The following is a 25,426-nucleotide window of genomic DNA, read 5'->3' on the forward strand; positions in this document are numbered from 1 at the left end:
TAAAAATAGAATATCCCATATTGTATCCAATGTCCACGTTGCATTCACAGCTCTCTCGTGGTCGAAGCAACACAGGCGATCATGATAAGCCTCCGAGGATGATCCAAGATGAAGCTGAAGGCTGTAGACATCTCGAGAACGGCATCGGCTTCGACGATCGTTTTTGATGTTTTGCGCAAAGCCATCATCGAAGGCGAGATTCCCGAAGGTGCGCCGCTTCGTCAGGATGAGATCGCCAATATGTTCAACACCAGCCGCATCCCTGTGCGGGAGGCTATTTCGCGGCTCGAAGAACATGGCCTCATAAAGACACAGCGATACAAGGGCGCCGTGGTGGCCGGGCTTTCAGCCGATGAAGCAGCGGAGGTATTCGATCTCCGCGCACTTCTTGAGCCTGCGATTCTCCGAGACGCGGTTCCTGAAATGTCCAAAGAATGCCTTGCTGAGGCCCGCAATCACTGCATGGCCTTTTCGACGTCTCCCAACCCAATGGAGTGGGGCAACCTCAACCGTGTGTTCCACAAGACCCTATATGGAGCGAGCAATCTCAGATACTTCATTGAAGTGACAGACAACGCCATGGATCGCGTCGACCGCTACATTCGCGCACAACTCGTCATGAGCAACGGAATGGAGCGGGCCGAAATCGAGCATCTTGCAATCCTTGAGGCCTGCGAGGCGGGTGATGCCGATCGCGCCAGCCTGTTGTTGCGGGATCACATCCAAGGCGCCAAGCTTTCGCTTCTCGAACACTTCCCAAATGCTCCGACAAGCTAGACCCGACACCGCTTGCCAATCCGAAGATCACCGCCAACACGTATTATAATTCTGGATATATCTTGAAGACTCCATCGCACGAGGCCGAAAAAACAGGCCGGATTCTTATCTCAGGACATGCAGACGGAAAGATCCTTACCTGTATCGAAGGGCTCAGCTTTTGGGGCGGGGTCGATCCTGAGAGCGGAACGATTATTGACGTTCACCATCCCAACCACGGAGCATCGGTGTCCGGCAAGATCCTGATGATGCCCACATCCCGTGGCTCTTGCAGCGGGAGTGGCGTTCTGCTCGAACTGTCAATGAACGGATTGGCCCCGGCAGCGCTTGTCTTTTGCGACGATGAAGAAATCCTTACCCTGGGCGCGCTGGTGTCTGATCGCATCTTTGGCAAGCCGCTTCCGACAATCTCGCTGCCTCGGGCCGTATATGAGCGCCTCGCTTTGTGCGAAACGGCATCAATTTCCGGAACCCTCCTCAAAGCTGATGGTATCGGGCTTGAACTCACGCCAGCGGTGACCGGCGATCTGAATCTGTCCGAGCGCGACACGTGGTATCTAAGCGGTGATGCGGGCCCCGCCGCCAAGATTGCGATGGAAATCATCTGCCTCATGGCGGCAAAAGAAGGCACAGAAGAGCTGATCGATGTCACCAAAGGCCACATAGATGGCTGCATCCTCGCGCATTCGGCCAACCTTATCTTTGCTGAAAAACTGGCCGAAATGGGTGCCAAAGTTTCGGTTCCTACAACGATCAACGCCATTTCGGTCGATCGGGAAAATTGGCAATCGCAGAACGTCCCGCCCGATTTTGGCAGTCGCGCAAGCCGTCTTGCGGATGCGTATGTGACGATGGGCGCGCGTCCGGTGTTCACCTGCGCGCCCTATCTTCTTGAGGATGCGCCCGAATGCGGCGAGGTTATCGGATGGTCAGAATCCAATGCCGTTATTTTCGCCAATAGCGTGCTCGGAGCGCGCAGCCCCAAACATCCCGACTACCTTGACCTGTTTATCGCCATGACAGGGCGCGCTCCGGCTTCGGGTGTTTACACGCAAAAAGGCCGCGCCCCTTGCACGATCATAGAACTGACCCCCCCTCCGTCAGGTCATGATGATTTGCTCTGGCCGCTGATCGGATGGCTGGCAGGGCGGGCCTCTCCCAAGGCAATTCCACTTTTGACCGGTTTGGAAGATGTGGACCCGTCGCAAGATGATCTAAAGGCGCTCTGCGCCGCTTTCGGCACGACCTCCGGTGCGCCGATGCTTCATATCGCGGGCCACACACCCGAAGCGCATCTTGACCCTGCGCCTGATGCCCGGCGGCACGACATTGGCCTGCCGGAATTCGTTGAGGCCTGGACTGAGCTGAATCGTGGAAAAGGAAAGATTGACCTTGTCGCCATCGGCAGCCCGCATGCTTCGTTGTCCGAAGCGCGCCGTGTGGCGGATCTTTTCGGGGACCGGAGCTGCAATTCATCCACGCAGATGATCATCACAATCGGCAGAGATGTCCTGCAAGCAGCGCGGAACGAGGGGCTTGTTGACCGGCTGCAAAATGCCGGGGTGCGATTGATACCCGACCTTTGCTGGTGTTCGATCATCGAACCGATATTTCCGCCGCATACCCAAGGGTTGATGACGAATTCCGGCAAGTATGCTCACTATGCTCACGGGCTGTCCGGTCGTCACGCGCGTCTTGGAAGTCTTGGGGACTGCGTTGAGGCGGCCGTCAAAGGCTTTGCTCCCGACACCCCGCCGCCATGGCTTCGCTAAGGCCCAAGGCATCATCGGGGATCCCGGCGATAATCCGTCGGCTGCACGACAGTCTCAAATAAAGCGCCCGTCCTGACACCAACCACTTCGGCGATACCCGTCCGGTTCGCCGCTCTGTCAGCGCGCTCGAGCCTCCCGCAGATACCCACAATCTATAAAACGTTTCGCGATAATAAATGGAGGCGAGTACCGGAATCGAACCGGTGTACACGGATTTGCAATCCGCTGCGTCACCACTCCGCCAACTCGCCTGACCATGCGGTGAACTTCCACTTAGAATAGACGCGGGCGCGGTGCAAGGGGATTGCGCGGGCTTATCCGCTATAGGTCAGTGTCCACCGTTCGATCAGCGCCTGTTGCAGGCGTTTGGCCCGCCGGTTCCAGCTGCGTGCGCCCGGAGCGGTGACTTGGCTGGCGCGGTCGATCGTGGCCCGTTGCCGGGCATCGGCGGCAAAGATCGCGAAGGCAAGCGTCGTGCCGTCGGGAGCCGTGGCATATCCCGCGAGCGAGCTGACAAAGATCAACGTGCCGGTCTTGGCCTGCACCTTGACCGGGTGGGCTCTGTCGACCTGCCCGTTCGCGTGCCGCATCGGGACGTCCTTGAGCAGCGGCCCGATCTCCCCGTCGCGATGCACCCGCGCCAGCGCCGCGGCAAGACTGCCGGCGCTGATCCGGCTCCTGTCGCCCAGCCCCGAATGATCGACGAACCGCGCATCCGTCAGGCCCAGCTCATCCGAGGCCCAGCGCGTCATCTCCCGGGCCGAAGCCGCGAGCGATTCCACCTTGCCCATTTGGTTCGCCGACGCGGTGAGCCCGACAAGCTCGGCGGTGATATTGGTGGAAAATTTCAGCATCCCGCGCAGGATATCCCTAAGGCTATCGCTCCGGTGGGTGACAAGCGCGGTTCCCTCGGGTCGCGCGGTGGCCGCCGCCCCGGCATCAAGCCGGAGGCCCTGTGCGCGGGCGAAGGTCATGAACACCTCCGCAGTGTAATTTGCCGGGTGCCGCACCGGCAACCACCGCGCGCCGCCATTGCCCAGCGCGCTGTGCGCCACGGTCCAGATATCGTGGTCGCCGCCGTCGCGATGGGTATAAACCGGCAAGCTTCGGTTCACGACGCTCATCCGCGCGACCTGCACCTCCGGGCGGTATTTGTCCGACCGCGCATCCATCGTGACAGAGTGACCACCCCCGGCGCGTTTCCACTGAAAATGCACCCGGTTGAAATTGAGGTTCAGGCCCGAAAGCGCCGGATTATACCCCACGTGATCGGGCTGCGTGTCGTCGATCTCGGGCGTATAGGGAAGCGCACCTGACCAGACCCGGAACTTGCCTGTCACCGCCCGGATGCCCGCGGCCTTGAGGTCCGCCGCCATCTGCGCCAGCGCATTGGTATCAAGCGTCGGATCGCCCCCGCCGGCCAGAACGAGATCACCCTCGATCACCCCGTCCACGATCGGCCCCACCGCAACAAGCCGGGTGCGGAACCTGTAATTCGGTCCCAGCGTATCAAGCGCATACATCGCCGTTACCGCCTTGGCGACACTGGCCGGAGGCAGCCCCTCCTCTGCGCCGCGCGACTCGAGCGTTTTGCCCGTGGCGATATCGACCACCGCGAAATCCACTTCGCCACCAAGCTTGGCCGCGCGGATCAGCGCCTCGGCCTCCGGCGCCGTCCGCTTGCCCAGACCATCGGGCCGAAGCTGCGGGCGCAGGGATTTGGCGGGCGCGCCCGCCTGCGCGGACACGGCAATTGCCGACATCGCGGAACCTAGGAAAAACCGGCGTGTGAATGACCTGTTCATGCGCGAATTAAAACGCAGCATTGCGGCTCAGACAAGGCGCGATTCAAGCGTTTCGCGGGAAATGCCATGGACATATCATGCACGGCTCATGCGCCTTCGGGGGATGACGGCCATGCGCCCCTGTGCCTCAGCCGAGTTGAGGATTGCGCATTCATCGGCACGTTGATGAAACACCATGCCGGCGCCTCACGATCAGCAAGCTCTTGGCTACGCCGCGCGGGCAGACGCGCCGCACGATAGACACGCGCCGCCTTGGCGCCGCGCGCTGATGTGCGCGTGCCGGGCCGGGCCAACACCCCCACCGGCACGTTCTCGATTATATCCTGCCAATCCTGCCAAAGGTGGAATTGCCCAAGGTTGTCCGCCCCCATCAGCCACACAAAGCGCACACCGGGCCGCGCGGCGCGCAATGCCTTCAGGGTTTCGGCGGTATACCGCGATCCGATCTGCGCCTCGAAATCGGTGATCGCGACGCGCGGATGATCCATGATCGCGCGCGCCGCGCACAGCCGCCGCTCGATCGGGGCGGGGCCGCGCGCCTTGAGCGGGTTACCCGGACTGACCAGCCACCACACCCGATCAAGGCCGAACCGCTTGAGCGCCTCCCGCGTGATATGCGCATGCCCCTCGTGCGGTGGATCGAACGATCCCCCAAGCAGTCCGACACTTTGGCCGGGGCGAATAAGAGGCAGGCGAATATCTTGCACCCGGTCGGTCTCCTTCTGGCGGCTGGGCTTCAGCGATGCGTCTTAACCCTCTGTAAGAGGTTTGGGCACCGAATGTTAAGCCGTCCTTTGCATAGTCCCACGCGGGAGACGTGTCAGGACGGATTCGGTTTGACGGAACAGGACGATACAGCGCAACACCGGCTGCGGTATCCCGACGGGCTTTCCTCGGGTCGTCCGCTGCCTGAACTCGTCCTCGAACATGTGGGCGACGGTGTCGGCGTGCTCGATATGAACGGGCGGGTCAAATGGATGAACAGCGCGCTGGCGCAGATGATCGGCTTCTCCTTGGACGAGGTGAAAGACCGCAATCCCGAGGAACTCGTGCTGCCCCCCGAACGGCGCCGCGCCCCGGACGCACTTGCGAAGTTCCGGTATGACACCCAAAGCTCGCTTTTCCGCCGGTTCCGGGTGGCCGAGCATGTGCGCGCCGATGGCACGCGCTTCTGGAATCAACAGACCCACGCCCTGATCGACCTTGGCCCCGGCCCCGATGACAAGCTTGTCGTCGTGGCCTGTCGCGACATCACCGATCAGGTCCGCACCGAGGCCGCACTCCATCAGGCCAAGGACGAGCTTGAACACGCGGCGTTTCACGACGATCTGACCGGCCTTGCCAACCGCAAGCGGCTCTCGGCTTACATGCGGTCGGATGCGGTGGTCGAGTTTGTTCGCGCCGGTCAGATCGGCGTGCTTCAGATCGACCTCGACAAATTCAAAGAGATAAACGACACGCTGGGCCATGCGGCGGGCGATGCCACCCTGTGCCACGTGGCCGACAGGCTTCGGCGCAACGCGGGCGCCGATGATCTTGTCTGCCGCACCGGCGGCGATGAGTTTCTTCTGATTTGTGCCCGCGTCGCCTCTCAGGAGGCGCTGATGGCCCGCGCCGAACTTGTGCTCCGGGATATTTCGACACCGCTCGACTGGCAGGATCAAAAGATATGCGTCGGCATCTCGATCGGGGCCAGCATGCCTGTCTCCGACACCGTCACGGGCGAGGCGCTGATTCAGCAGGCCGATCAGGCGCTCTATTCCGCCAAGGCGAGCGGACGAGGCCATGTCGCCTTCTACTCCGAACATCTGGGCCGCCGGTATCGCGCCCGACAACAGCTTGCCAATGACCTGCGCATCGCGGTCGAGCGAAATCAGTTCGAGGTTTATCTGCAACCGCAGCTCCGGCTGCGCGACGATACAGTCACCGGTTTTGAGGCGCTCATCCGCTGGCAGCATCCCGAGAAGGGCATCCTTCCCCCTGGCCAATTCCTCGAAGAGGCGCGTCGCTCGCAGCTGCTGGCCGATGTAGACTATATCTCGATGATCCGCGCGCTTGATGCACTCAAGGCGCTTGATGACGCGGGGCATCGCGATATGACCATGTCGATAAACGTCTCAAGCCCGATCCTCGCGGATGAGAATTACCCCGGACTGCTCGACTGGGCGTTACAGGCCCGCGGGCTTTCTCCGGGGCGCATATGTGTCGAAATCCTCGAAACCACGATTCTCGATGGCGGCGATCTTGATGTCGTGGCCGCGGTGGAACGGCTGCGCCGGTTGGGCGTGCGCGTGGCGCTCGATGATTTCGGCACCGGCTATGCCGGCCTCGCCCATATGTCCGCCTTCGAGATCGACGCGATCAAGCTCGATTTCTCGATGGTCCGCCGCCTCGAAGCCGATCCGCGCAACCGCGTGATCACCAGGTCGATCATCCGGCTTTGCGGGCTTCTCGGCATGGACGTGGTGGCCGAAGGCGTCGAAACCCAAGGTCAGCTCGACATCCTGCGCCGCGCCGGCTGTCCCTGCATTCAGGGTTTCGGCCTTGCCCGTCCGATGCCGGTTCCGGCCATGCTCGACTGGCTCGCCAGCAAGCTTCCGCTGCCCGCGCCACTGGCCTTTCCCGGTGCGCCGGACGGCACGCCCCGGCCGCTGGCACGCTAGGCGCGCAGGCCCATTGCTCCCGCCGCGCACCCCGGATACACACGGGTCCGAACGCGGTATTCACAAGGGAGCGGCAGATCATGGCGGCCTATCAATATGTCTATCACATGCAGGGTGTGTCCAAAGCCTATCCCGGCGGCAAGAAATGCTTCGAGAACATCCATCTCAGCTTCCTGCCCGGCGTCAAGATCGGCGTCGTCGGCCCCAACGGTGCCGGTAAGTCCACCCTGCTCAAGATCATGGCCGGCCTCGACACCGACTACACCGGTGAGGCATGGTCCGCCGAGGGCGCAAAGGTCGGCTACCTCCCGCAGGAGCCCAAGCTCGACCCCGATCTCACCGTCCGCGAGAATGTCATGCTCGGCGTCGCCGCCCAAAAGGCCAAGCTTGATCGTTTCAACGAACTGGCGATGAACTACTCGGATGAGACCGCCGATGAAATGGCCGCCCTTCAGGACGATATCGACAGCAACAACCTGTGGGATCTCGACAGCCAGATCGACGTGTCGATGGAGGCACTTCGCTGCCCACCCGATGACGCCGACGTCTCAAGCCTCTCGGGCGGCGAGGCCCGCCGCGTCGCGCTCTGCAAACTGCTGCTCGAGGCCCCGGAGATGCTCCTCCTCGACGAGCCCACCAACCACCTCGACGCCGAGACCATCGCCTGGCTGCAACAACACCTCATCGACTACAAGGGCACGATCCTGATCGTCACCCACGACCGCTATTTCCTCGATGACATTACCAGCTGGATTCTCGAACTCGACCGTGGCCGCGGCATTCCCTACGAAGGCAACTATTCCGCATGGCTCGAACAAAAGGCCAAGCGGCTTGAGCAGGAAGCGCGCGAAGACAAGTCCAAGCAAAAGACCCTTGAACGCGAGCTTGAATGGATGCGTCAGGGGCAGAAGGCCCGTCAGGCCAAATCCAAGGCCCGGATCAACGCCTATAACGAGCTTGCCAATCAGTCCGAGCGCGAAAAACTCGCGCGCGCCCAGATCGTCATCCCCAACGGCCCGCGCCTTGGCCAGAAGGTGATCGAGGTCGAGAACCTCAAGAAACACATGGGCGACAAGCTCCTGATCGAGGATCTGACCTTCTCGCTCCCGCCCGGCGGCATCGTCGGCGTGATCGGCCCCAACGGCGCGGGCAAATCGACGCTCTTCAAGATGCTCACCGGACAGGAAGAGCCCGATTCCGGCACCATCGAATACGGCGACACCGTTGACCTGAGCTATGTCGATCAGTCGCGCGACGATCTCAAACCCGACGAAACGGTGTGGGAGGCGATCGCCGACGGCAAGGACGTGATCAAACTGGGCGATGCCGAAGTAAACGCCCGCGCCTATTGCTCATCGTTCAACTTCAAGGGCGGCGATCAAAAGAAAAAGGTCTCTCTTCTTTCGGGCGGCGAACGCAACCGCGTCCACATGGCGCGCCTGCTGAAAGATGGTGGCAACGTCCTGCTGCTCGACGAACCGACCAACGATCTTGACGTCGAAACGCTCCGCGCCCTCGAAGACGCGCTGGTCGATTTCGCCGGCTGCGCCGTGGTCATCTCCCACGACCGCTTCTTCCTCGACCGCATCTGCACCCACATCCTCGCCTTCGAGGGCGAGGCCCATGTCGAATGGTTCGAAGGCAACTTCGAGGACTACGAGGAAGACAAGAAACGCCGCCTTGGCGCGGACGCACTCGAACCCAAGCGGATCAAGCACAAGAAGTTTGCGAGGTGACGTCGAACGCCCCGCGTTCTGGGAAACAAGCCGCGAGGCATTCAATTCCCGAAAATCAAAGCCCGTTAACTCTGTTAAGAAGACGCATCTATTACGTGTGCCTACAGCACGCCGTAGGCCGGGCTTCAGCCCGGCACATGGGGTCGATTATGCCGGGCTGAAGCCCGGCCTACTCCCCAAACTGCCCTTCCGGCACCTCCCCCGCCCATTCCGGCTCGATCAGCCCGGCCCGGATATCCCGATGGATCGAAGAATAGGGCCAATCGACGGCGCGCCGCACGAAGCCGTGCTTGACCGGGTTTCCCCAGCAATAGCGGATATGCGCCGCGTAGTCGGCTTCATTCCGGATATGGTGCTCCCAGAACCGGCGCTGCCAGATGCCAACCTCCCCTTTGGCGTGGCGTAGGCCGGGGGTCACCCCGGCATACCGGCCGTTTTGAACAATCGGCAACCGGTCCGGCGGGCTAAACCCCGCCCTACGCAAATCCCTTGAAAAACGCGCCTTGATTGCGCCCCATCGCACCGAATAGGCCGTGTCCCCCTCGGGCAATGTCCATACCGCGTGCATGTGATCTGGCAGAACCACCCATGCGTCCACGTGAAAGGGCCGCTCCGCCATCACCATGCGGACAGCAGCCCGCAACCGCACAATCTCGTCCACCAGAACCTCGCCTCCCCGCCGTGCGAGGTTGACGGTGAAGAAAATGCGCGAACCGGGCATGCGGGGGCGGACATAACGCGACATCCACCGACTCTGCCCATACCTTGGTTAAGGGTCGGTAAACGATCGTCGGTTGGCCTTGGGGGCAATGGGCCCGCTATCTCCAATCACGCCCGTGCCACACCCTTAGCCCTCACTCCTCCCCCGCCACCCGTTTCTCCAGAAATTCATCCACCCGCGCCTCGCCTGCAATCTTCATCTGCGCATAAGTGGCCAGAAGCCGGTTGATCCGCGCCTGATACCCCGGCCCCATGGCGCGATAGAATTTCGCGACCGAGGTTTCGAGGTAAAGCGTCACCTTCTGCTTTTTTTCCCACACGTCCAGATCACACTCGAGCGTATGCCACGCATCCGGCACCTCGTCGCGCAGGGCGGTCGTAACCCATGTGTCCCGTTGCAGGTGGATGAGGTTCTTTATCAACGCGTCTTGTGCGATGCGCTCGGTCTTGGTCAGGCGGCGGGCCGGGCTGGGGGCGGTCATGGCGGTTTCTCCCTCGATGCGATTTGCGTCACACTCGCAAGACATCGTTAAGGTTTCCCGATCAAGGCGTCCCGTTGCACCGACGTGATACATACGTGAATGCCGACGTGGATGCCGACATGGTATCTTGGCAACTGTGCCGACCCTGCGTAAAGCTTCGGGGATGGACCCTGAAAGACCGCTTTTCTTCGACCTCGTCGTCATCGGCGCCGGCCCGGCGGGTGCATCGGCGGCCTTCACCGCGGCCCGCGCGGGGCTCAGCGTCGCGCTGATCGACAAGGCCGGTTTTCCACGGGCCAAGCTGTGTGGCGGGCTCTTTTCCGGTCGCGCCCGCGCCGCGTTTCAGCAGGTGTTCGACCGGCCTCTCGACCCTGCGCTTTTCGATGAAAGACGGCGCTTCGCCTTCTATCTTCGCGGCGCACGGCTTGGCCCGGAAGAGACCGCCTCACCGATGCATGTGACGATGCGATGGGATATGGATTCCCATCTCAAAACAATGGCTTGTGATGCCGGGGCGCAGGATTTCACCGGCTGCCGTGTGACCACGCTCGACCCCAAGGCGCGCCACCTGAGCCTTGCCACGGGCGAGACGATTTCGTGGTCCGTCCTGATTGGTGCCGACGGTGTCCAGAGCATTGTTGCAAAGGCGCTGTTCGGTCGCGCTTTTGACCCCGCCCGCATCGGGTTCGCGCTTGAGATCGAGGCGCCGAACGACACAGACCCCGGCCCCGACGCCCCCATCCGCATTGATCTCGACGCGGCGGATTGGGGCTATGGCTGGTCCTTTCCGAAACGCCGGACAACCACCATCGGCATTGGCGGGATGCATGTGCTTAACCCCGACATGGCAAATAAAATGGCGCAATATCAGTCACTTCTGAAGGATGACAGCAGGGCGAAAGTCAAGGGGCATTTCCTCCCCGCCGGCGAAGACAAGGGCACACCGGGCCATGGCACGACGCTTCTTGTGGGCGACGCGGCGGGCTATGTCGACCCCATCACCGGTGAGGGGATCGCCTATGCGATGCAATCGGGCCACGCCGCCGCATTGGCCGCCAAAGCCGCGATATCCCAAGGTGATGCGGCCCGTGCATTGCCGATCTATCGCCGCTCCGTGCGACCTATCCGACGCTCCCTGCGTCTGGCCCGCTGGCTCAGGCCGCTGATCTTTTCGGCCCGGTTCCGGCCCATCTTCGAACGCAGCTTCGGCCGCTCCCGCGTGCTCAAGAAAGAGTTCATCCGCCTGCTCAACGGTGAGTGCGAATATCCCCGCATCCTGCGCCTCACGATACTGCGCCTACCGGGCATCGCCCTGCGCGCCTTGCGAAGCGCAGGCCCCGAATCCCCTGCGCCCAAACCTTCCAAGCCAAGCCGGGTGGCGACCAAGCGCCTGAAATAGCGGATTTAAAATTTCCCCTTGTTTTGCGGCGGCCATGCGCACATATGTGACCTGCGACGTTACCACTATCGACTACCTGCTTCCTGAGAAGGCTCAGCATTCGATTCTGCACTGACGAGCCAGGCTGCCACATACTGTGGGCAGTGATAATCTAAGGAGACAACGGTATGGCTAACGGCACCGTTAAATGGTTCAACACCACCAAAGGCTACGGCTTCATCGCGCCCGAAGACGGCGGCAAGGACGTTTTCGTCCACATTTCCGCAGTTGAGCGCGCCGGCCTGACAGGCCTCGCTGACAACCAGAAGGTCACCTACGACCTCGAAGCCGGCCGTGACGGCCGCGAATCGGCGAGCAACATCGAACTGGTCTGAACCACGTTCACAGTTTCAGGGAAGGGCCGCCGCGTGCGGCCCTTTTCATTTCGTGCGCCCGATCAGGCGCAGAATATCCGGGCCCAACTCCTCCACGATCAGCGTGACACCCTCCTTGTTGGGGTGAATGCCATCCGCCTGAAAATATTGACGAAGCTTTGAAGGATCCCGGTCCGGCAAGCCGCCGAAGAAGTCCTTGGCATAAAGCGTGTCATAGGCCTGTGACAGATCGGGGTAGATCGCATCAAACGCGCGCTTGTAATCCGGGCCGTAATTCGACGGCGCGTCCAACCCGACAAGCAATACCGGCACCTCCTGCGCCGCCGCTCTCTCGAGTATCGTTTCGAGATTTTCGCGGCTCACCTCGGGGTCTATGCCGCGCAAAAGATCATTGCCCCCAAGGGCCACGATCATCGCGTCCACATCGGGGGTCAGGCTCCAATCGACGCGCGCCGCACCCCCGGCAGTGGTGTCACCCGAAACGCCAGCGTTGATCACGTCCACAGCCACCCCTTCGCGTCTCAGCCATGCCTCGAGTTGCGGAACGAACCCGTGGTGTTCGGGAAGGCCGTAACCTTGGGTCAGGCTATCGCCCAAAGCCAGAACCGTGACATCAGATGCCGCACCCGCGCGAGGCCCGACCGCGACCATAAGGAGCAGGCAAAACACCTTGCCGAGGCGGGCCATCGTCCCATATGTCAGGAACCGTGTCACAAGGCCAGAATGCATGTCTTCACCCCTTCTTTCGCTCGATCACGCGTCGCTTTCACTTAGGTCGAACGCGGGCCGAGTCGATATCCTGCATGGCATCACCCTTGATGTCCATGAAGGTGAAACTGTCGGGCTGACGGGCCCTTCGGGTTCGGGCAAATCATCGCTGCTGATGCTGATGGGCGGACTCGAACGCGCGACCGGCGGCACTGTGCGGGCCTTGGGCCATGATCTTGGAAAAATGAATGAAGACGCGCTGGCCAAGCTGCGGCGCGACAATGTCGGTGTGGTTTTCCAATCCTTCCATCTGATCCCGACGCTGACCGCGCTCGAGAACGTGGCGACGCCGCTTGAACTTGCCGGACATGATGATGCCTTTGACCGCGCGGCAGATGAACTGCGCGCTGTGGGGGTCGGGCACCGCGCAGACCATTATCCATTCCAACTTTCGGGAGGCGAGCAACAGCGCGTCGCGCTTGCCCGCGCCGCCGCGCCCCGGCCGCGCATGGTGCTTGCGGATGAGCCCACCGGCAATCTTGACGGTCCGACCGGTGAGGTGATCGTCGATCTTCTGTTCGGTCTTCGCGAACGGTATGGATCGACGCTTGTTCTGGTCACGCATGATACGGAGCTGGCGGCGCGGTGCGATCGGGTGATCAGGCTCATCGACGGACGGCTCGACGTCGACCCAACAGGATGAGGCCGGGCTTTGCGATACGTTTCGCGCTGCGCGAAATGCGCGGTGGGCTGGCCGGGTTCCGCGTGTTTCTTGGCTGTCTCATTCTGGGCGCCGCGGCCATTGCCGCAGTCGGCACGGTGCGCGAAAGCATTCAGGCCGGGCTGAGTGCCGAGGGCGCGCGCTTACTGGGCGGCGACGCCGAGGTCGAGCTGACCTATCGCGCCCCCAACGCAGAAGAGCGCGCCTATCTTGAAGGTATTTCGGACCGGGTTTCGATGATCACCGATTTTCGCTCGATGGCCGTGGCGGGCGATGCGCGCGCGCTGACTCAGGTGAAGGCGGTCGATGATCACTATCCACTTGTCGGGAGTGTCAGACTCGATCCCCCCATGGACCTAACCACGGCACTTGATGGCGAAAATGGCCTGCCCGGCGCGGTGCTTGATCCGACATTGATGGCGCAGCTTGGCGTGACCACGGGAGATACGTTTCGCCTTGGAACGCAGGAATTTCGCGTGATGGCCGCGCTGACACATGAACCCGACAGTGTGACGAGCGGCTTTGCACTCGGGCCCCGGACACTGCTGCGCGAGGTCGATCTGAAGGAGGCCGGCCTGCTTGCGCCCGGAACGCTTTATACCACGCGCACCCGGCTCGATCTTCCGCCGGGCACCGATCTCGATGCCCGAAAACAGGCGCTTGCCGCGCAGTTCCCGGATCGTGGTCTCACATGGCGCGACGCGCGCAACGGCGCGCAGGACGTGGCCGAATTCGTTGATCGGTTGGGGGCGTTTCTCGTGCTTGTCGGCCTTAGCGGTCTGGCCGTGGGGGGTGTCGGCATCGCGACGGCGATCCGTGCCTATCTTGCGGGCAAGGTGCATGTGATCGCCACCTTGCGCACGTTGGGCGCCGGGCGCTGGACCATCTTTGCCACCTATTTCGTGCAGATCGGATTGCTTACCCTGTTGGGTTTGGCTCTCGGGGTGATCCTCGGAGCGGGGCTTCCCGTGCTTCTCGCGCCAGTGATCAGCGCGCGCCTGCCGGTTCCGGCAGAGTTCGGCCTCTATCCCGCCCCGATGATCGAGGCCGCGATCTATGGCGTGCTGGCGGCGCTGATCTTTACGCTTTGGCCATTGTCCAAGGCGGCAGACGTGCGGGCGGCCAGCCTTTTCCGAGGGGCCGATGACTCCGGGCGCGGCCTACCGGCTTGGCATTTTCTGGTGGCGATCGCGCTGTTGCTGGCCGCGCTTGTCGGTGTCGCGACATGGTTCTCCGGGAATACGTGGCTCACGCTATGGACGGCGGGGGGTATTTCCGGCGCTCTGCTTCTTCTGGGTCTTTCGGCGGCTGGCATCCGCTGGCTTGCCTCCCGCGGGCGACGTGTGGCGCGGGGGCGCCCTGCGCTGGGCTGGGCATTGGCCGCCATCGGGGGCCCCGGCACCTCGGCTGCCTCGGTTGTGCTTTCGCTTGGGCTGGGGCTGTCGGTTTTGGCTGCCGTGGGGCAGATCGACGGCAACCTGCGTGGCGCCATAGAACGCGACCTACCCGACCGGGCCCCGGCCTTCTTTTTTGTCGACATACAAAAAGATCAGATGCCCGATTTTCGAGACCGAATGAACTCGGACGATCGCGTCAGCCGGATCGACAGCGCACCGATGCTGCGCGGTATCATCACACGGATCAACGGAGAGCCCGCGCGCGAGGTGGCAGGCGATCACTGGGTTCTGAACGGCGATCGGGGGATCAGTTATGCCGGTTCTCTGCCCGAGCGTACCGACCTGCGCGCAGGCACGTGGTGGGGGGGCGATTACACCGGGCCACCGCAACTGAGCTTTGCCGCCGAGGAAGCCGCCGAGATGGGCCTGAGCCTTGGTGACGAGATCACGGTCAACATTCTGGGCCGGGATATGACGGCGACGATCACATCGTTCCGAGAGGTGGATTTCTCGACCGCTGGCATGGGGTTCATCATGATCATGGACGAAGCCACACTTGCCTCGGCACCGCATAGCTTCATCGCCACGGTCTATGCCGACGAACAGGCCGAGACCCAGATCCTGAGCGATATTTCCAAGGCCATGCCCAATGTCACGGCAATTCGGGTGCGCGATGCGATCGAGCGGGTCGCAGGTATCCTCGGCGGCTTGGCGGCGGCGACGGCGTGGGGCGCGTCGGCCACGTTGCTCACGGGGTTTCTAGTGTTGATCGGGGCTGCAGCGGCGGACCAGAGGGCCAGAATCTTCGAAGCCGCGGTTCTTCGGACTCTTGGCGCCAGCCGGGCCCGCATTCTGGCCAGTCTCGCCTTGCGCGCCACGCTTCTTGGTGCCGCAGCCGGGAGTGTGGCGCTTCTCGCCGGTATTCTGGGCGGCTGGGCTGTCAGCCGTTTTGTGATGGAAACCGGGTTCGAGGTGATGTGGCCCTCGGCCCTGACCGTGGTCGGCGCCGGCATTGTGGTGACACTTCTGGCGGGGTTGGCCTTTGTCTGGGCACCACTGGCCGTGCGGCCCGCGCGCGTGCTGCGGGGACGCGAATAAAAATCGCCCCGGCACTGTGACCGGGGCGATGTGATCATTGTATTCGATAGGGCCTATTCCGCCGCTTCGGCGTAATCCTCCATCGGCGGGCAGGTGCAGACAAGGTTGCGGTCGCCATAGACGTTGTCCACGCGATTGACCGGAGGCCAGTATTTGTCCACGCGGAACGCACCCGCCGGGAAACACGCCTGTTCGCGGCTATAGGGCCGGCCCCAGTCACCGACCAAGTCCTCGACGGTATGCGGCGCGTGTTTCAGCGGATTGTTATCGGGGTCGATGCGACCCTCTTCGATGTCGCGAATCTCCTCGCGGATCGAAAGCATTGCATCGCAGAAGCGGTCAAGCTCGGCCTTGTTCTCGGATTCGGTCGGCTCGATCATCAGGGTGCCGGGAACCGGGAAGCTCATGGTCGGGGCGTGAAATCCGTTATCCACGAGCCGCTTGGCGATATCATCAACCGTGACGCCCGCACTTTTCTCGAACGGGCGGGTGTCGATGATGCATTCATGCGCCACGCGGTCATTCCGCCCGCGATAGAGCACGTCATACGCGCCCTCCAGCCGCTTCGCGATATAGTTGGCATTTAGGATCGCAACCCGCGTCGCCTGTGTCAGACCCTCACCCCCCATCAGGAGCGTATAGGCCCAGCTGATCGGCAGGATCGACGGCGAGCCGAAGGGCGCGGCACTGACCGGGCCGTTGTCTCCGCCCGTCGCGGGATGGCCGGGCAGGTGCGGTGTCAGATGCGCCTTGACCCCGATGGGCCCCATGCCCGGGCCGCCACCGCCATGCGGGATGCAGAACGTCTTGTGCAGGTTGAGATGGCTGACATCGCCACCGATGTCGCCGGGACGCGCGAGACCGACCATCGCGTTCATGTTGGCCCCGTCGATATAAACCTGACCCCCGTGGTCATGGGTGATCTGTGTGATCTCCTGCACGCGCTCTTCGAACACGCCGTGGGTGGACGGGTAGGTGATCATCGTGCCAGCAAGGTTCTCGGAATGCGTCTCGGCCTTTTCGCGAAAGTCGTCGATGTCGATATCACCGTTTTCGGTCGACTTCACCGCCACCACCTTCCAACCGACCATCTGCGCGCTGGCCGGGTTGGTGCCGTGGGCGCTTGTCGGGATAAGGCAGACATTGCGATGCCCTTCGCCATTCGCACGATGATAGGCGGAAATCGTCAATAGCCCCGCATATTCCCCCTGCGCACCCGAGTTCGGCTGCATCGAAATCGCGTCATAGCCCGTAATCTCACACAGCTTTGCATTGAGATCGTCGATCATCACCGTGTAGCCTTCGGCCTGATCGGTGGGGCAGTAGGGATGCAGCCGCGAGAATTCGCGCCAGCTTACCGGCATCATCTCGGCGGCCGAGTTGAGCTTCATCGTGCAGGAGCCAAGCGGGATCATCGCGCGGTCGAGCGCAAGGTCACGATCCGCGAGACGACGCATGTAGCGCATCATCTCGGTTTCGGCCCGGTTCATGTGAAAGATCGGATGCGTCAGATACTCGGTCGTGCGGTGCAGGTCTTCCGGCACCCGGTATTCATCCGGGAAACTATCGTCCTTCCGGGTGATCCCAAAGGCGCGCCAGACGCTTTCGATGTTCTTCGGGCGCGTGGCTTCGTCAAGGGTGATGCCCACCCGGCTTTCGCCCACGCGGCGCAGATTGATCCCCTCGTCCACGGCAGACTTCAACACGGCGGATTGAAGCGGCCCGACATCAACGGTGATGGTGTCGAAAAACACCTTGGGGTCCACCTTGAAGCCTGCTTCCTCCAGCCCCTTAACAAGACGGACGGTCTTGCGGTGGATACGCTGGGCAATCGCCTTGAGGCCCTTTGGTCCGTGAAAGACCGCATACATCGATGCCATCACCGCCAGCAGCGCCTGTGCGGTGCACACGTTCGACATCGCCTTTTCGCGGCGGATGTGCTGTTCGCGTGTCTGAAGGCTAAGCCGGTAGGCCCGGTTGCCATGGTCGTCTATGCTGACACCTATGATCCGGCCGGGCATGGACCGTTTATAGGCATCCTTGCACGCCATGTAAGCCGCATGCGGCCCGCCATATCCCATGGGCACGCCGAAACGCTGAGTCGAGCCCACGGCGATATCTGCCCCCATCTGGCCCGGTTCCTTGAGCAGGGTCAACGCGAGCGGGTCTGCGGACATGATGCCGATGGCCTTCGCGTCATGCAGCTTGGCGATATGGTCGGTGAAATCGCGCACATGACCATAGGTTCCGGGATACTGGAAAATCGCGCCAAAAACGTCTTCGGCGTTCATCTTGTCAGGGTTGCCAACGATGATCTCGATGCCCAGTGGCTCGGCGCGGGTCTGCATCACAGCGATGTTCTGCGGGTGACAATCACGGTCGACGAAGAACGCCATGGCCTTGGATTTGGACACGCGCTGGGCCATGACCATCGCCTCGGCACAGGCCGTTGCCTCATCCAGAAGCGAGGCGTTCGCGATCTCGAGTCCCGTCAGGTCGGAAATCATGGTCTGAAAATTCAGAAGCGCCTCAAGCCGGCCTTGGCTGATCTCGGGTTGATAGGGCGTATAGGCGGTGTACCACGCCGGGTTTTCCAGAATGTTGCGCTGAATCGCGGGCGGGGTGACCGTGCCGTGATACCCCTGCCCGATCATGCTGACCAAGACTTTGTTCTTTGACGCGATCATGCGCATGAAATGCATCAGCTCACGCTCGGATTTCGGTTTGCCGAAGTTTAGAGGTTCGGCCTGACGGATAGATTTTGGCACGGTCTGGTCAATCAGGTCGTCGATATCCTTCGCCCCGACAACATCCAGCATGTCGACCATTTCTTCGGGCGAGGGCCCGATATGGCGGCGATTGGCAAAATCATAGGGAAGATAGTTCGTCGGCGTGAAGGCCATACCTGTCTCCGTTTTCATCGGGCAGAAGGGGGCAGTCCGCCGCCCTTCCGGCTTTCTTCTTGCTCAAAATATCCCCGCCGGAGGCCAAAAAACGGCCCACATCGGAGGGGCACGCACTCAGCCGACAAATTTCTTGTATCCGGCTTCGTCCATCATGTCGTCCATCTGGGAGGGGTCCGCGGCTTTCATCTTGAAAAACCACGCATCCCCCAGAGGGTCTTCGTTCACCTTGCCGGGATTATCGGCGAGCGCTTCGTTGACCTCGACAATCTTACCGTCGATCGGGGCGAGGATGTCAGAGGCCGCCTTGACGCTTTCGATCACCACAACCTCGTCATCCTTGCTGACCTCTTTGCCTTCATCGGGCAGTTCCACGAACACAACATCCCCCAGTTGCTCGGCCGCGTGCTCGGTGATGCCGACCACGATGAACCCGTCTTCTTCGCGCAGCCACTCGTGTTCCTCGGTGTATTTCATTGCTCTGTCTCCCTTGATGATCAGCGTTTGAAATTGGCAGGTGTGAACGGCAACTCTGTCACCTCGACCGGCTGCCGCTTGCCACGCACCTCGCCAAAAAGGCGGGTTCCGGGCTCACTCAGGTTGGTGGGCACATAGCCCATGGACATAGGTGCCTCGATCGTCGGACCAAACGCGCCTGACGTGACGCGACCGATGGGCGTGCCGCCCTCGGCCTCGGCAAAAAGCTCGGTGCCTTCGCGCATCGGCGCGCGTCCTTCGGGGCGCAGCCCGACTCGGGCACGGCTGGCACCGTCCTGCAATTCCGTCAGAATGCGTCCGGCACCCGGAAAACCGCCCTCGCGATCTCCGCCGTTACGGCGCACTTTCTGAATGGCCCATGTGAGGCGTGCCTCGACCGGGCTTGTTGTCGTATCAATGTCATGCCCGTAGAGGCAAAGCCCCGCCTCGAGCCGCAAACTGTCGCGCGCGCCCAGCCCGATAGGCGCGACCGCGTCATGCGCCAACAGCACTTCGGCCAGTGCGCGGGCACGCTCGGCGGGCACCGAAATCTCATAGCCGTCCTCACCGGTATAGCCCGAGCGCGAGATCCAGAGTTCGCCCCAATCGGACGGCGTGATGTCGACATCCATGAACCGCATCGCGACCACACCCGGCACCAGCGTCTCAAGCACGTCCTCGGCCTTGGGCCCCTGCAACGCAAGAAGCGCGCGGTTGGTGATCTCTTCGACATCACAGCCCGCGAGGTTTGCGCGCATGTGGGCGATGTCCTGTTCCTTGCAGGCCGCGTTGACCACGACGAACAGGTGATCACCGCGATTGGCGATCATCAAATCGTCCATGATCCCGCCGTTGTCATTGGTGAAAAAGGCGTAGCGTTGCCGCATCTCTCCCAGCCCCAGCACGTTGACCGGCACCAGCGCCTCCATCGCGCGCGCAGCCGCAGCAACGCCCCCCTCATGCCGCACGATTACCTGGCCCATATGGCTGACATCGAAAAGCCCAGCCTCGGCCCGACAATGCAGATGTTCCTTCATCACGCCGGGCTTGAATTGGACAGGCATGTCATATCCCGCAAAGGGCACCATCTTGGCGCCCAATTCGCGGTGCAGCGCATTGAGGGGTGTCGTGTGCAGATCGCTCATTGCGGCCTCCCAGCATGTGGCCGTGGCGATCCGGGATCGATACGGCACCGTTTCCGCGCTTTCCTCATCGGAAACCGCCACGATGCCCCCTCTGTCCTTTTGCCTGAGATCGCTATCCCTTCGGCCCCTCGCCTTTGGTGAGGTTTCTCCAGAGTCCTGTCGTATCGGAGCGGTCCTTTGGGCCTGAGAGTTTCCGGGGCGGTTGCTCCTTCGGCACCGGCGACTGCCGGTTCTCCCGATCCGATAGTGTATGCTTTAGTATACGTGTCGAGTCGCGACAAGAAAATTGTGTGAGCAACATCTTCAGGGAGCGATCCCCGAAGCAGTCCGAGCAAGGCCGAAATGCTTTAGGCGGGCACCGCGCTACGGCTTTCCGCCCGAGCGGTACATCGCGGCAATCCAAAGAGTCCCGCCAATGCATCATTGTCGCAAACCAACCGATCAAGCGTGATCTGATCCAGATGCCCATAAAAGGCATCTGCGGCGGCGCGCAAGGCCGGACGCAGGCGACAGGCGTCATGCAAGGGACACGTGTCGTCGGAATCCGCAAAGCATCCAGTATCGGGAAACATCGGCTCAAGCGCCCGAAACACGTCGCCAATCACGATGTCGCGCGGCGCCATTCCCAGACAAATCCCGCCGCCCCGGCCCCGTTGGGTTTCCAGATACCCAAGTTGTGCCAAACGGTTGATGATCTGGGCAAGATGGCTTGGCGAGACCTCGCAACGCGACGCCACCTCGGCGCGGGTAACGAGCCTGTCATGGTCGTCCCGCACGGCGCAAAACATCAAGATGCGCATCGCGATATTGCTCCGCTTCGTAATACGCATGCGCCATCGGCCTCTCGGTTGCACTTGGCGCATCATGCCGCCATTACTCAAAGGCAACATTGACGCAGATCAAGGGAAACCGCCGACCATGCAGACCCATCACGCCTATTTCTTTGGGTATGGCAGCCTCGTGAACCGAAAGACACACCATTTCAGCGATGCCCATCGCGCTCAGCTTCGTGGCTGGCGTCGGGTCTGGCGGCATACGTCGTTGCGCGACGTGGCCTACCTTACGGTTGTCGCCGATGAAACAAGCGTGATCGACGGATTGATCGCCGCAGTGCCCGCCGATGACTGGGCCGCGCTGGATGAACGCGAAGGCGCCTATGACCGCGTGCCGGCATCACATCAGGTCGCGCACGCTCTGGATCATGCACCCGACATCGCGGTTTACTCTGTGCCCGAAAGCCTGCGGCAGACATCTGAGGCCAAGGGGCCGGTTCTGCTAAGCTATATCGACGTGGTCGTGCAGGGCTATTTCAACGAATACGGTGAGGCCGGTGTCACACGCTTTTTCGAAACGACCGATGGCTGGGATGCACCGATCATCGATGACCGCCCCGCGCCCCGCTATCCACGGCATCAGACAGTCAGCCGTGATGAGGTGGCACTGGTCGATCAGCATCTCCGCGATCTCGGCGTGACCCTGTCCAGATTGCCCTGAGCAGGTCGCGAAATGCTCTTGTGAGGCGCTCCGGCGCATAGCGCGCCGAGCGGTTCAGCCTTTTGCGCGGATATTTTGCAGAAGCGGCAGAAGCTTGTTCATATCCGGTCCGTGTGCCTGCCCGGTAAGTGCCTTGCGCAAAGGCATGAAAAGCGCGCGGCCCTTGCGGCCTGTGGCGTCTTTTACCGCCGTGGTCCAACTGCCCCAGCTGTCCCTGTCATACGGCCCCTCGGGAAGCAGTGCCATCGCTTCTGCCACGAACTCGCGATCCTCGTCCTCGATCACGGGTTGCGCGCCATCGCGGCACATAAGCCACCATGCCTCAAGGTCGCGCAGTGTCGTGATATTCTCGCGCGTGACCTCCCAGAAAAGCGGACCAAGATCGGCGGGCACACCAGTTGCGCGAACATGCTCCTCGACCGCTTCGAACGGCAGCGATTGCAGGTGCCTCGCCGTCAGGGGATAGAGATCGTTGCTGTCGAACTTCGTTGGCGCCGCGCCGAAGCGCTCAATGTCGAACCCTTCGATGAGTTGCTCCATCTCGCTGCGCAGTTCGATGGGATCGGCCGACCCCAGTCGTGCCATCAGGCTCAGAAGGGCCATCGGCTCAACCCCGGCGGCGCGCAGGTCACGCAAGCTGAGCGTGCCCAGCCGTTTCGAGAGCGACTCGCCCTGTGGCCCGGTCAAAAGGGAATGATGCGCAAAGCGGGGGACATTGCCGCCAAGCGCCTCGATGATCTGAATCTGCGTTGCCGTGTTAGTCACGTGGTCCGAGCCGCGCACGACATGGGTCACGCCCATCTCGGTATCGTCAACAACTGAGGCGAGTGTATAAAGCACCTGCCCGTCGCCACGTATAAGAACCGGGTCACTGACGCTCGCGGCATCTATGGAGACATCACCCAGAATCCCGTCCGTCCACTCGATCCGTTCCTGATTGAGTTTGAACCGCCAGACGCCTGCGCCCCGCTCGGCCCGTAGGGCCTCCTGCTCGGCTTCGCTCAGGCTCAGGGCCGCACGATCATAGACCGGCGGCTTGCCCATGTTGAGCTGTTTCTTGCGCTTGAGATCCAGTTCGGTTGGCGTTTCGAACGCCTCGTAGAAGCGGCCCATATCACGAAGCTTGTCCGCCGCCGCCGCATAGCGGTCAAGCCGCGCCGATTGCCGCTCAACCCTGTCCCAAGTCAGGCCAAGCCATTCCAGATCCTGCTTGATGGCATCGACATACTCCTCTTTCGACCGCTCGGGATCGGTATCGTCGATCCGCAGAATGAAGGTTCCGCTCTCTTTCCGGGCGATGAGAAAATTCATCAAGGCGGTGCGCAAGTTGCCCACATGGATATAGCCAGTGGGCGACGGGGCGAAACGGGTTACGGTCATGACAGATGCTCCAGTGTTGCGGCGGCTTTGTCACAGGCGCGCGGCTTTGTCCAGAAAGGCGATGTCGGGTGGCGTCGGTCAGGTCACGAATACCCAACCCAAATGGCGGACAACCCGCGCGACGCGCAAAGCAAAAGGGCCGCCCAAAGGCGACCCTTGATTTTTTCAGTTCGGTTTCGCCAAGGCGAAATCGAGCTTACATCATGCCGCCCATGCCGCCCATGTCGGGCATGCCGCCGCCGCCGCCACCGGCGCCTTCTTTCTGCGGCTTGTCAGCGACCATCGCTTCGGTCGTGATCAGCAGAGCAGCAACAGACGAGGCATCTTGCAGCGCGTGACGCACGACTTTCGCCGGGTCGATCACACCGAATTTGAACATGTCGCCATATTCTTCGGTCTGAGCGTTGAAGCCGAACTTGAGGTCTTCGCTTTCGCGGATCTTGCCCGCGACAACCGATCCGTCAACGCCCGCGTTCTCCGCGATCTGACGCAGCGGCGCTTCGAGCGCCTTGCGAACGATCGAGATGCCGACGTTCTGGTCGTTGTTCTGACCTGTGAGACCATCAAGGCTTTTCGCGGCCTGCACGAGGGCAACACCGCCACCGACGACGATCCCTTCCTGCACGGCTGCGCGAGTGGCGTTCAGCGCGTCATCGACACGGTCCTTACGCTCTTTCACTTCGACCTCGGACATGCCGCCGACGCGGATGACAGCAACACCACCGGCCAGCTTGGCCACGCGCTCTTGCAGCTTCTCACGGTCGTAATCGCTAGTGGTTTCCTCGATCTGGTTACGGATCTGTGTCACGCGCGCTTCGATTTCGGCTTTCTCACCGGCACCTTCGACGATGGTGGTCTCATCCTTGGTGATCGAAACCTTCTTGGCCGAACCGAGCATGTCCATGGTGACCGACTCGAGCTTCATGCCAAGGTCTTCGGAGATGACCTGACCGCCCGTGAGAATCGCGATGTCCTGCAGCATGGACTTGCGGCGATCACCGAAGCCGGGTGCCTTGACAGCCGCGATTTTCAGGCCGCCGCGCAGCTTGTTGACCACGAGAGTGGCCAGTGCTTCGCCTTCGACGTCCTCGGCAATGATCAGCAGCGGTTTTTGCGACTGGATCACTTGCTCAAGCAGCGGAACCATCGGCTGCAGCGACGAGAGTTTCTTCTCGTGAAGCAGGATCAGGCAGTCTTCCAGATCAGCGATCATTTTGTCGGAGTTGGTGACAAAGTAGGGCGAGAGGTAGCCGCGATCGAACTGCATGCCTTCGACGACATCGGTTTCGGTCTCGGTGCCCTTGTTTTCTTCGACGGTGATGACACCCTCGTTGCCGACCTTCTGCATCGCGTCCGCGATCATCGTGCCGATGCTTTCTTCGCCGTTGGCCGAAACCGTGCCGACCTGTGCCACTTCGGCGCTGTCGCTCACGTCGCGCGCCGCGGCCTTGATCGCTTCGACGACTTTGGTGGTGGCCATGTCGATGCCGCGCTTGAGGTCCATCGGGTTCATGCCGGCGGCAACCGATTTCATGCCTTCCTTGACGATGGCCTGAGCCAGAACCGTCGCGGTGGTGGTGCCGTCGCCTGCTTCGTCATTGGTGCGGCTGGCGACTTCTTTCACCATTTGCGCGCCCATGTTCTCGAACTTGTCTTCCAGTTCGATTTCCTTGGCAACCGACACACCGTCTTTGGTGATGCGCGGAGAACCGAAGGATTTGTCCAGAACGACATTACGGCCTTTCGGGCCAAGCGTCACCTTGACCGCGTCGGCCAGGATGTTCACGCCCTTCAACATCTTGTTGCGGGCATCGGTATCGAATTTGACGTCTTTTGCAGCCATATCTCGATTTCCTTTGAATTAACGTTTCATCTGATGCGCTGTTGCAGCGCACCCATCAGAGAGTCATCAGGCTTGAACGCCCAGGATGTCGCTCTCTTTCATGATCAGAAGCTCTTCGCCGTCGATCGTGATCTCGGTGCCCGACCATTTGCCGAACAGAACACGATCACCGGCCTTCACAGCCATCTCGATCCGTTCGCCGTTATCTTTGCGGGCGCCGTCGCCACAGGCGACAACTTCGCCTTCGCTCGGTTTTTCCTTGGCGCTGTCAGGTATGATCAGTCCGCCAGAAGTTTTCTCTTCGCTTTCAACGCGGCGTACGAGTACGCGGTCATGTAGCGGTTTAAATGCCATCTCCGAGGCTCCTTAGGCTCAAAGTTACTCCCTATGGCCCGTCAAGCGGGCCGTTATCACTCAGGTAACCCGAGTGCTAACGGCGTATAGCTAGGGAGTTCTCGGTCCCAAGTCAACCACTCTGAGCGACTTTCAGAACGCAACTTTGCAAACGGTCTGGAAAGGAGGGTAGGTTCGC

General features: G+C 61.4%; 21 protein-coding genes, 1 tRNA gene and 1 riboswitch. Of the genes, 9 read left to right on the top strand and 13 right to left on the bottom strand.

Going from position 1 to position 25,426, the window contains the following annotated elements; translation table 11 throughout:
• Nucleotides 1-108 precede the first annotated feature (108 nt).
• Both V8359_RS07010 and lhpI read left to right on the top strand, forming a co-directional pair.
• On the top strand, nt 109-777 hold the full coding sequence (locus V8359_RS07010; RefSeq protein ID WP_336428056.1) for a GntR family transcriptional regulator: 669 nt from the start codon (nt 109-111) through the stop codon (nt 775-777).
• A gap of 62 nt (nt 778-839) precedes the next feature.
• The gene (gene lhpI / locus V8359_RS07015; protein ID WP_336428057.1) at nt 840-2,549 is read left to right on the top strand and encodes a cis-3-hydroxy-L-proline dehydratase; all 1,710 of its coding nucleotides are present in this window, start codon (nt 840-842) and stop codon (nt 2,547-2,549) included.
• Between the two features lie 177 nt (nt 2,550-2,726).
• Here the strand turns inward: lhpI and V8359_RS07020 are convergent.
• From V8359_RS07020 to V8359_RS07030, 3 genes are all read right to left on the bottom strand, one after another.
• A tRNA-Cys gene (locus V8359_RS07020) sits at nt 2,727-2,800 on the bottom strand.
• Between the two features lie 63 nt (nt 2,801-2,863).
• Nucleotides 2,864-4,354: a D-alanyl-D-alanine carboxypeptidase/D-alanyl-D-alanine endopeptidase gene (gene dacB, locus V8359_RS07025; RefSeq protein ID WP_442970346.1), complete on the bottom strand. Its 1,491-nt coding sequence runs from the start codon at nt 4,352-4,354 to the stop codon at nt 2,864-2,866.
• 86 nt (nt 4,355-4,440) lie between these two features.
• A complete protein-coding gene (locus V8359_RS07030; RefSeq protein WP_336428059.1) occupies nt 4,441-5,061 on the bottom strand; it encodes a nicotinate-nucleotide adenylyltransferase in 621 nt (206 codons plus the stop codon).
• Between the two features lie 129 nt (nt 5,062-5,190).
• Between V8359_RS07030 and V8359_RS07035 the strand changes: the two genes are divergently transcribed.
• Together V8359_RS07035 and ettA are read left to right on the top strand one after the other, a co-directional pair.
• Nucleotides 5,191-7,017 (top strand): putative bifunctional diguanylate cyclase/phosphodiesterase, encoded by a 1,827-nt coding sequence (locus V8359_RS07035; RefSeq protein WP_336428060.1) that lies wholly within the window; start codon nt 5,191-5,193, stop codon nt 7,015-7,017.
• Between the two features lie 80 nt (nt 7,018-7,097).
• Nucleotides 7,098-8,753 carry an energy-dependent translational throttle protein EttA gene (gene ettA, locus V8359_RS07040; RefSeq protein ID WP_336428061.1) on the top strand — a complete coding sequence of 552 codons (1,656 nt, stop codon included), beginning with the start codon at nt 7,098-7,100 and terminating at the stop codon, nt 8,751-8,753.
• Nucleotides 8,754-8,922: 169 nt separating this feature from the next.
• Here ettA and V8359_RS07045 read toward each other — a convergent pair whose 3' ends face one another.
• Both V8359_RS07045 and V8359_RS07050 read right to left on the bottom strand, forming a co-directional pair.
• On the bottom strand, nt 8,923-9,498 hold the full coding sequence (locus V8359_RS07045) for an REP-associated tyrosine transposase (RefSeq protein ID WP_336428062.1): 576 nt from the start codon (nt 9,496-9,498) through the stop codon (nt 8,923-8,925).
• 109 nt (nt 9,499-9,607) lie between these two features.
• Nucleotides 9,608-9,955, bottom strand: a complete 348-nt coding sequence (locus V8359_RS07050; protein ID WP_336428063.1) for a BrnA antitoxin family protein — start codon at nt 9,953-9,955, stop codon at nt 9,608-9,610.
• Nucleotides 9,956-10,118: 163 nt separating this feature from the next.
• On the opposite strand from V8359_RS07050, the gene V8359_RS07055 reads away from it, so the two are divergent.
• Together V8359_RS07055 and V8359_RS07060 are read left to right on the top strand one after the other, a co-directional pair.
• Nucleotides 10,119-11,354, top strand: a complete 1,236-nt coding sequence (locus V8359_RS07055; protein WP_336428064.1) for a geranylgeranyl reductase family protein — start codon at nt 10,119-10,121, stop codon at nt 11,352-11,354.
• Between the two features lie 167 nt (nt 11,355-11,521).
• Nucleotides 11,522-11,728, top strand: a complete 207-nt coding sequence (locus V8359_RS07060; protein WP_336428065.1) for a cold-shock protein — start codon at nt 11,522-11,524, stop codon at nt 11,726-11,728.
• A gap of 45 nt (nt 11,729-11,773) precedes the next feature.
• Here V8359_RS07060 and V8359_RS07065 read toward each other — a convergent pair whose 3' ends face one another.
• Nucleotides 11,774-12,457: an arylesterase gene (locus V8359_RS07065; protein WP_442970336.1), complete on the bottom strand. Its 684-nt coding sequence runs from the start codon at nt 12,455-12,457 to the stop codon at nt 11,774-11,776.
• Here V8359_RS07065 and V8359_RS07070 point away from each other — a divergent pair.
• Complete coding sequence (locus V8359_RS07070; protein ID WP_336428066.1) at nt 12,456-13,139, top strand: ABC transporter ATP-binding protein; 684 nt, start codon at nt 12,456-12,458, stop codon at nt 13,137-13,139. The two genes, V8359_RS07065 and V8359_RS07070, sit on opposite strands and share 2 nt — an antisense overlap.
• Entirely contained in the window at nt 13,136-15,652 is a 2,517-nt protein-coding gene (locus tag V8359_RS07075) for an ABC transporter permease (RefSeq protein WP_336428067.1), read from the top strand. The genes V8359_RS07070 and V8359_RS07075 overlap by 4 nt, the downstream gene beginning before the upstream one ends.
• A gap of 53 nt (nt 15,653-15,705) precedes the next feature.
• On the opposite strand, the gene gcvP is transcribed toward V8359_RS07075, so the two are convergent.
• The 4 genes from gcvP to V8359_RS07095 all read right to left on the bottom strand — a co-directional run bounded on the left by gcvP (nt 15,706) and on the right by V8359_RS07095 (nt 21,007).
• Nucleotides 15,706-18,555: an aminomethyl-transferring glycine dehydrogenase gene (gcvP, locus tag V8359_RS07080; protein ID WP_336428068.1), complete on the bottom strand. Its 2,850-nt coding sequence runs from the start codon at nt 18,553-18,555 to the stop codon at nt 15,706-15,708.
• 117 nt (nt 18,556-18,672) lie between these two features.
• The gene (gcvH, locus tag V8359_RS07085) at nt 18,673-19,032 is read right to left on the bottom strand and encodes a glycine cleavage system protein GcvH (protein ID WP_336428069.1); all 360 of its coding nucleotides are present in this window, start codon (nt 19,030-19,032) and stop codon (nt 18,673-18,675) included.
• A 20-nt stretch (nt 19,033-19,052) separates the two neighbouring features.
• On the bottom strand, nt 19,053-20,177 hold the full coding sequence (gcvT, locus tag V8359_RS07090) for a glycine cleavage system aminomethyltransferase GcvT (protein WP_336428600.1): 1,125 nt from the start codon (nt 20,175-20,177) through the stop codon (nt 19,053-19,055).
• 160 nt (nt 20,178-20,337) lie between these two features.
• Nucleotides 20,338-20,425: riboswitch (glycine riboswitch) on the bottom strand.
• Nucleotides 20,426-20,524: 99 nt separating this feature from the next.
• A complete protein-coding gene (locus V8359_RS07095) occupies nt 20,525-21,007 on the bottom strand; it encodes an RrF2 family transcriptional regulator (protein WP_336428070.1) in 483 nt (160 codons plus the stop codon).
• Between the two features lie 88 nt (nt 21,008-21,095).
• Between V8359_RS07095 and V8359_RS07100 the strand changes: the two genes are divergently transcribed.
• Nucleotides 21,096-21,671 (top strand): gamma-glutamylcyclotransferase family protein, encoded by a 576-nt coding sequence (locus tag V8359_RS07100; RefSeq protein ID WP_336428071.1) that lies wholly within the window; start codon nt 21,096-21,098, stop codon nt 21,669-21,671.
• Nucleotides 21,672-21,725: 54 nt separating this feature from the next.
• On the opposite strand, the gene gltX is transcribed toward V8359_RS07100, so the two are convergent.
• The 3 genes from gltX to groES all read right to left on the bottom strand — a co-directional run bounded on the left by gltX (nt 21,726) and on the right by groES (nt 25,248).
• On the bottom strand, nt 21,726-23,051 hold the full coding sequence (gltX, locus tag V8359_RS07105) for a glutamate--tRNA ligase (RefSeq protein WP_336428072.1): 1,326 nt from the start codon (nt 23,049-23,051) through the stop codon (nt 21,726-21,728).
• Nucleotides 23,052-23,247: 196 nt separating this feature from the next.
• On the bottom strand, nt 23,248-24,894 hold the full coding sequence (gene groL / locus V8359_RS07110) for a chaperonin GroEL (protein ID WP_336428073.1): 1,647 nt from the start codon (nt 24,892-24,894) through the stop codon (nt 23,248-23,250).
• Nucleotides 24,895-24,960: 66 nt separating this feature from the next.
• Nucleotides 24,961-25,248 carry a co-chaperone GroES gene (groES, locus tag V8359_RS07115; RefSeq protein WP_336428074.1) on the bottom strand — a complete coding sequence of 96 codons (288 nt, stop codon included), beginning with the start codon at nt 25,246-25,248 and terminating at the stop codon, nt 24,961-24,963.
• Between the last annotated feature and the right edge of the window lie 178 nt (nt 25,249-25,426).

The sequence above is a fragment of the Roseovarius sp. E0-M6 genome (genome assembly GCF_037083845.1).
Taxonomy (GTDB): Bacteria; Pseudomonadota; Alphaproteobacteria; order Rhodobacterales; family Rhodobacteraceae; genus Roseovarius.

Bases quoted from the DNA above. Each gene is read 5' to 3' on its own strand.
- V8359_RS07010 (WP_336428056.1), top strand. From the start codon at position 109: ATGAAGCTGAAGGCTGTAGACATCTCGAGAACGGCATCGGCTTCGACG.
- dacB (WP_442970346.1), bottom strand. From the start codon at position 4,354: ATGAACAGGTCATTCACACGCCGGTTTTTCCTAGGTTCCGCGATGTCG.
- ettA (WP_336428061.1), top strand. From the start codon at position 7,098: ATGGCGGCCTATCAATATGTCTATCACATGCAGGGTGTGTCCAAAGCC.
- V8359_RS07045 (WP_336428062.1), bottom strand. From the start codon at position 9,498: ATGTCGCGTTATGTCCGCCCCCGCATGCCCGGTTCGCGCATTTTCTTC.
- V8359_RS07050 (WP_336428063.1), bottom strand. From the start codon at position 9,955: ATGACCGCCCCCAGCCCGGCCCGCCGCCTGACCAAGACCGAGCGCATC.
- V8359_RS07055 (WP_336428064.1), top strand. From the start codon at position 10,119: ATGGACCCTGAAAGACCGCTTTTCTTCGACCTCGTCGTCATCGGCGCC.
- V8359_RS07060 (WP_336428065.1), top strand. From the start codon at position 11,522: ATGGCTAACGGCACCGTTAAATGGTTCAACACCACCAAAGGCTACGGC.
- V8359_RS07070 (WP_336428066.1), top strand. From the start codon at position 12,456: ATGTCTTCACCCCTTCTTTCGCTCGATCACGCGTCGCTTTCACTTAGG.
- V8359_RS07065 (WP_442970336.1), bottom strand. From the start codon at position 12,457: ATGCATTCTGGCCTTGTGACACGGTTCCTGACATATGGGACGATGGCC.
- V8359_RS07075 (WP_336428067.1), top strand. From the start codon at position 13,136: ATGAGGCCGGGCTTTGCGATACGTTTCGCGCTGCGCGAAATGCGCGGT.
- gcvP (WP_336428068.1), bottom strand. From the start codon at position 18,555: ATGGCCTTCACGCCGACGAACTATCTTCCCTATGATTTTGCCAATCGC.
- gcvH (WP_336428069.1), bottom strand. From the start codon at position 19,032: ATGAAATACACCGAGGAACACGAGTGGCTGCGCGAAGAAGACGGGTTC.
- gcvT (WP_336428600.1), bottom strand. From the start codon at position 20,177: ATGAGCGATCTGCACACGACACCCCTCAATGCGCTGCACCGCGAATTG.
- V8359_RS07095 (WP_336428070.1), bottom strand. From the start codon at position 21,007: ATGCGTATTACGAAGCGGAGCAATATCGCGATGCGCATCTTGATGTTT.
- V8359_RS07100 (WP_336428071.1), top strand. From the start codon at position 21,096: ATGCAGACCCATCACGCCTATTTCTTTGGGTATGGCAGCCTCGTGAAC.
- gltX (WP_336428072.1), bottom strand. From the start codon at position 23,051: ATGACCGTAACCCGTTTCGCCCCGTCGCCCACTGGCTATATCCATGTG.
- groL (WP_336428073.1), bottom strand. From the start codon at position 24,894: ATGGCTGCAAAAGACGTCAAATTCGATACCGATGCCCGCAACAAGATG.
- groES (WP_336428074.1), bottom strand. From the start codon at position 25,248: ATGGCATTTAAACCGCTACATGACCGCGTACTCGTACGCCGCGTTGAA.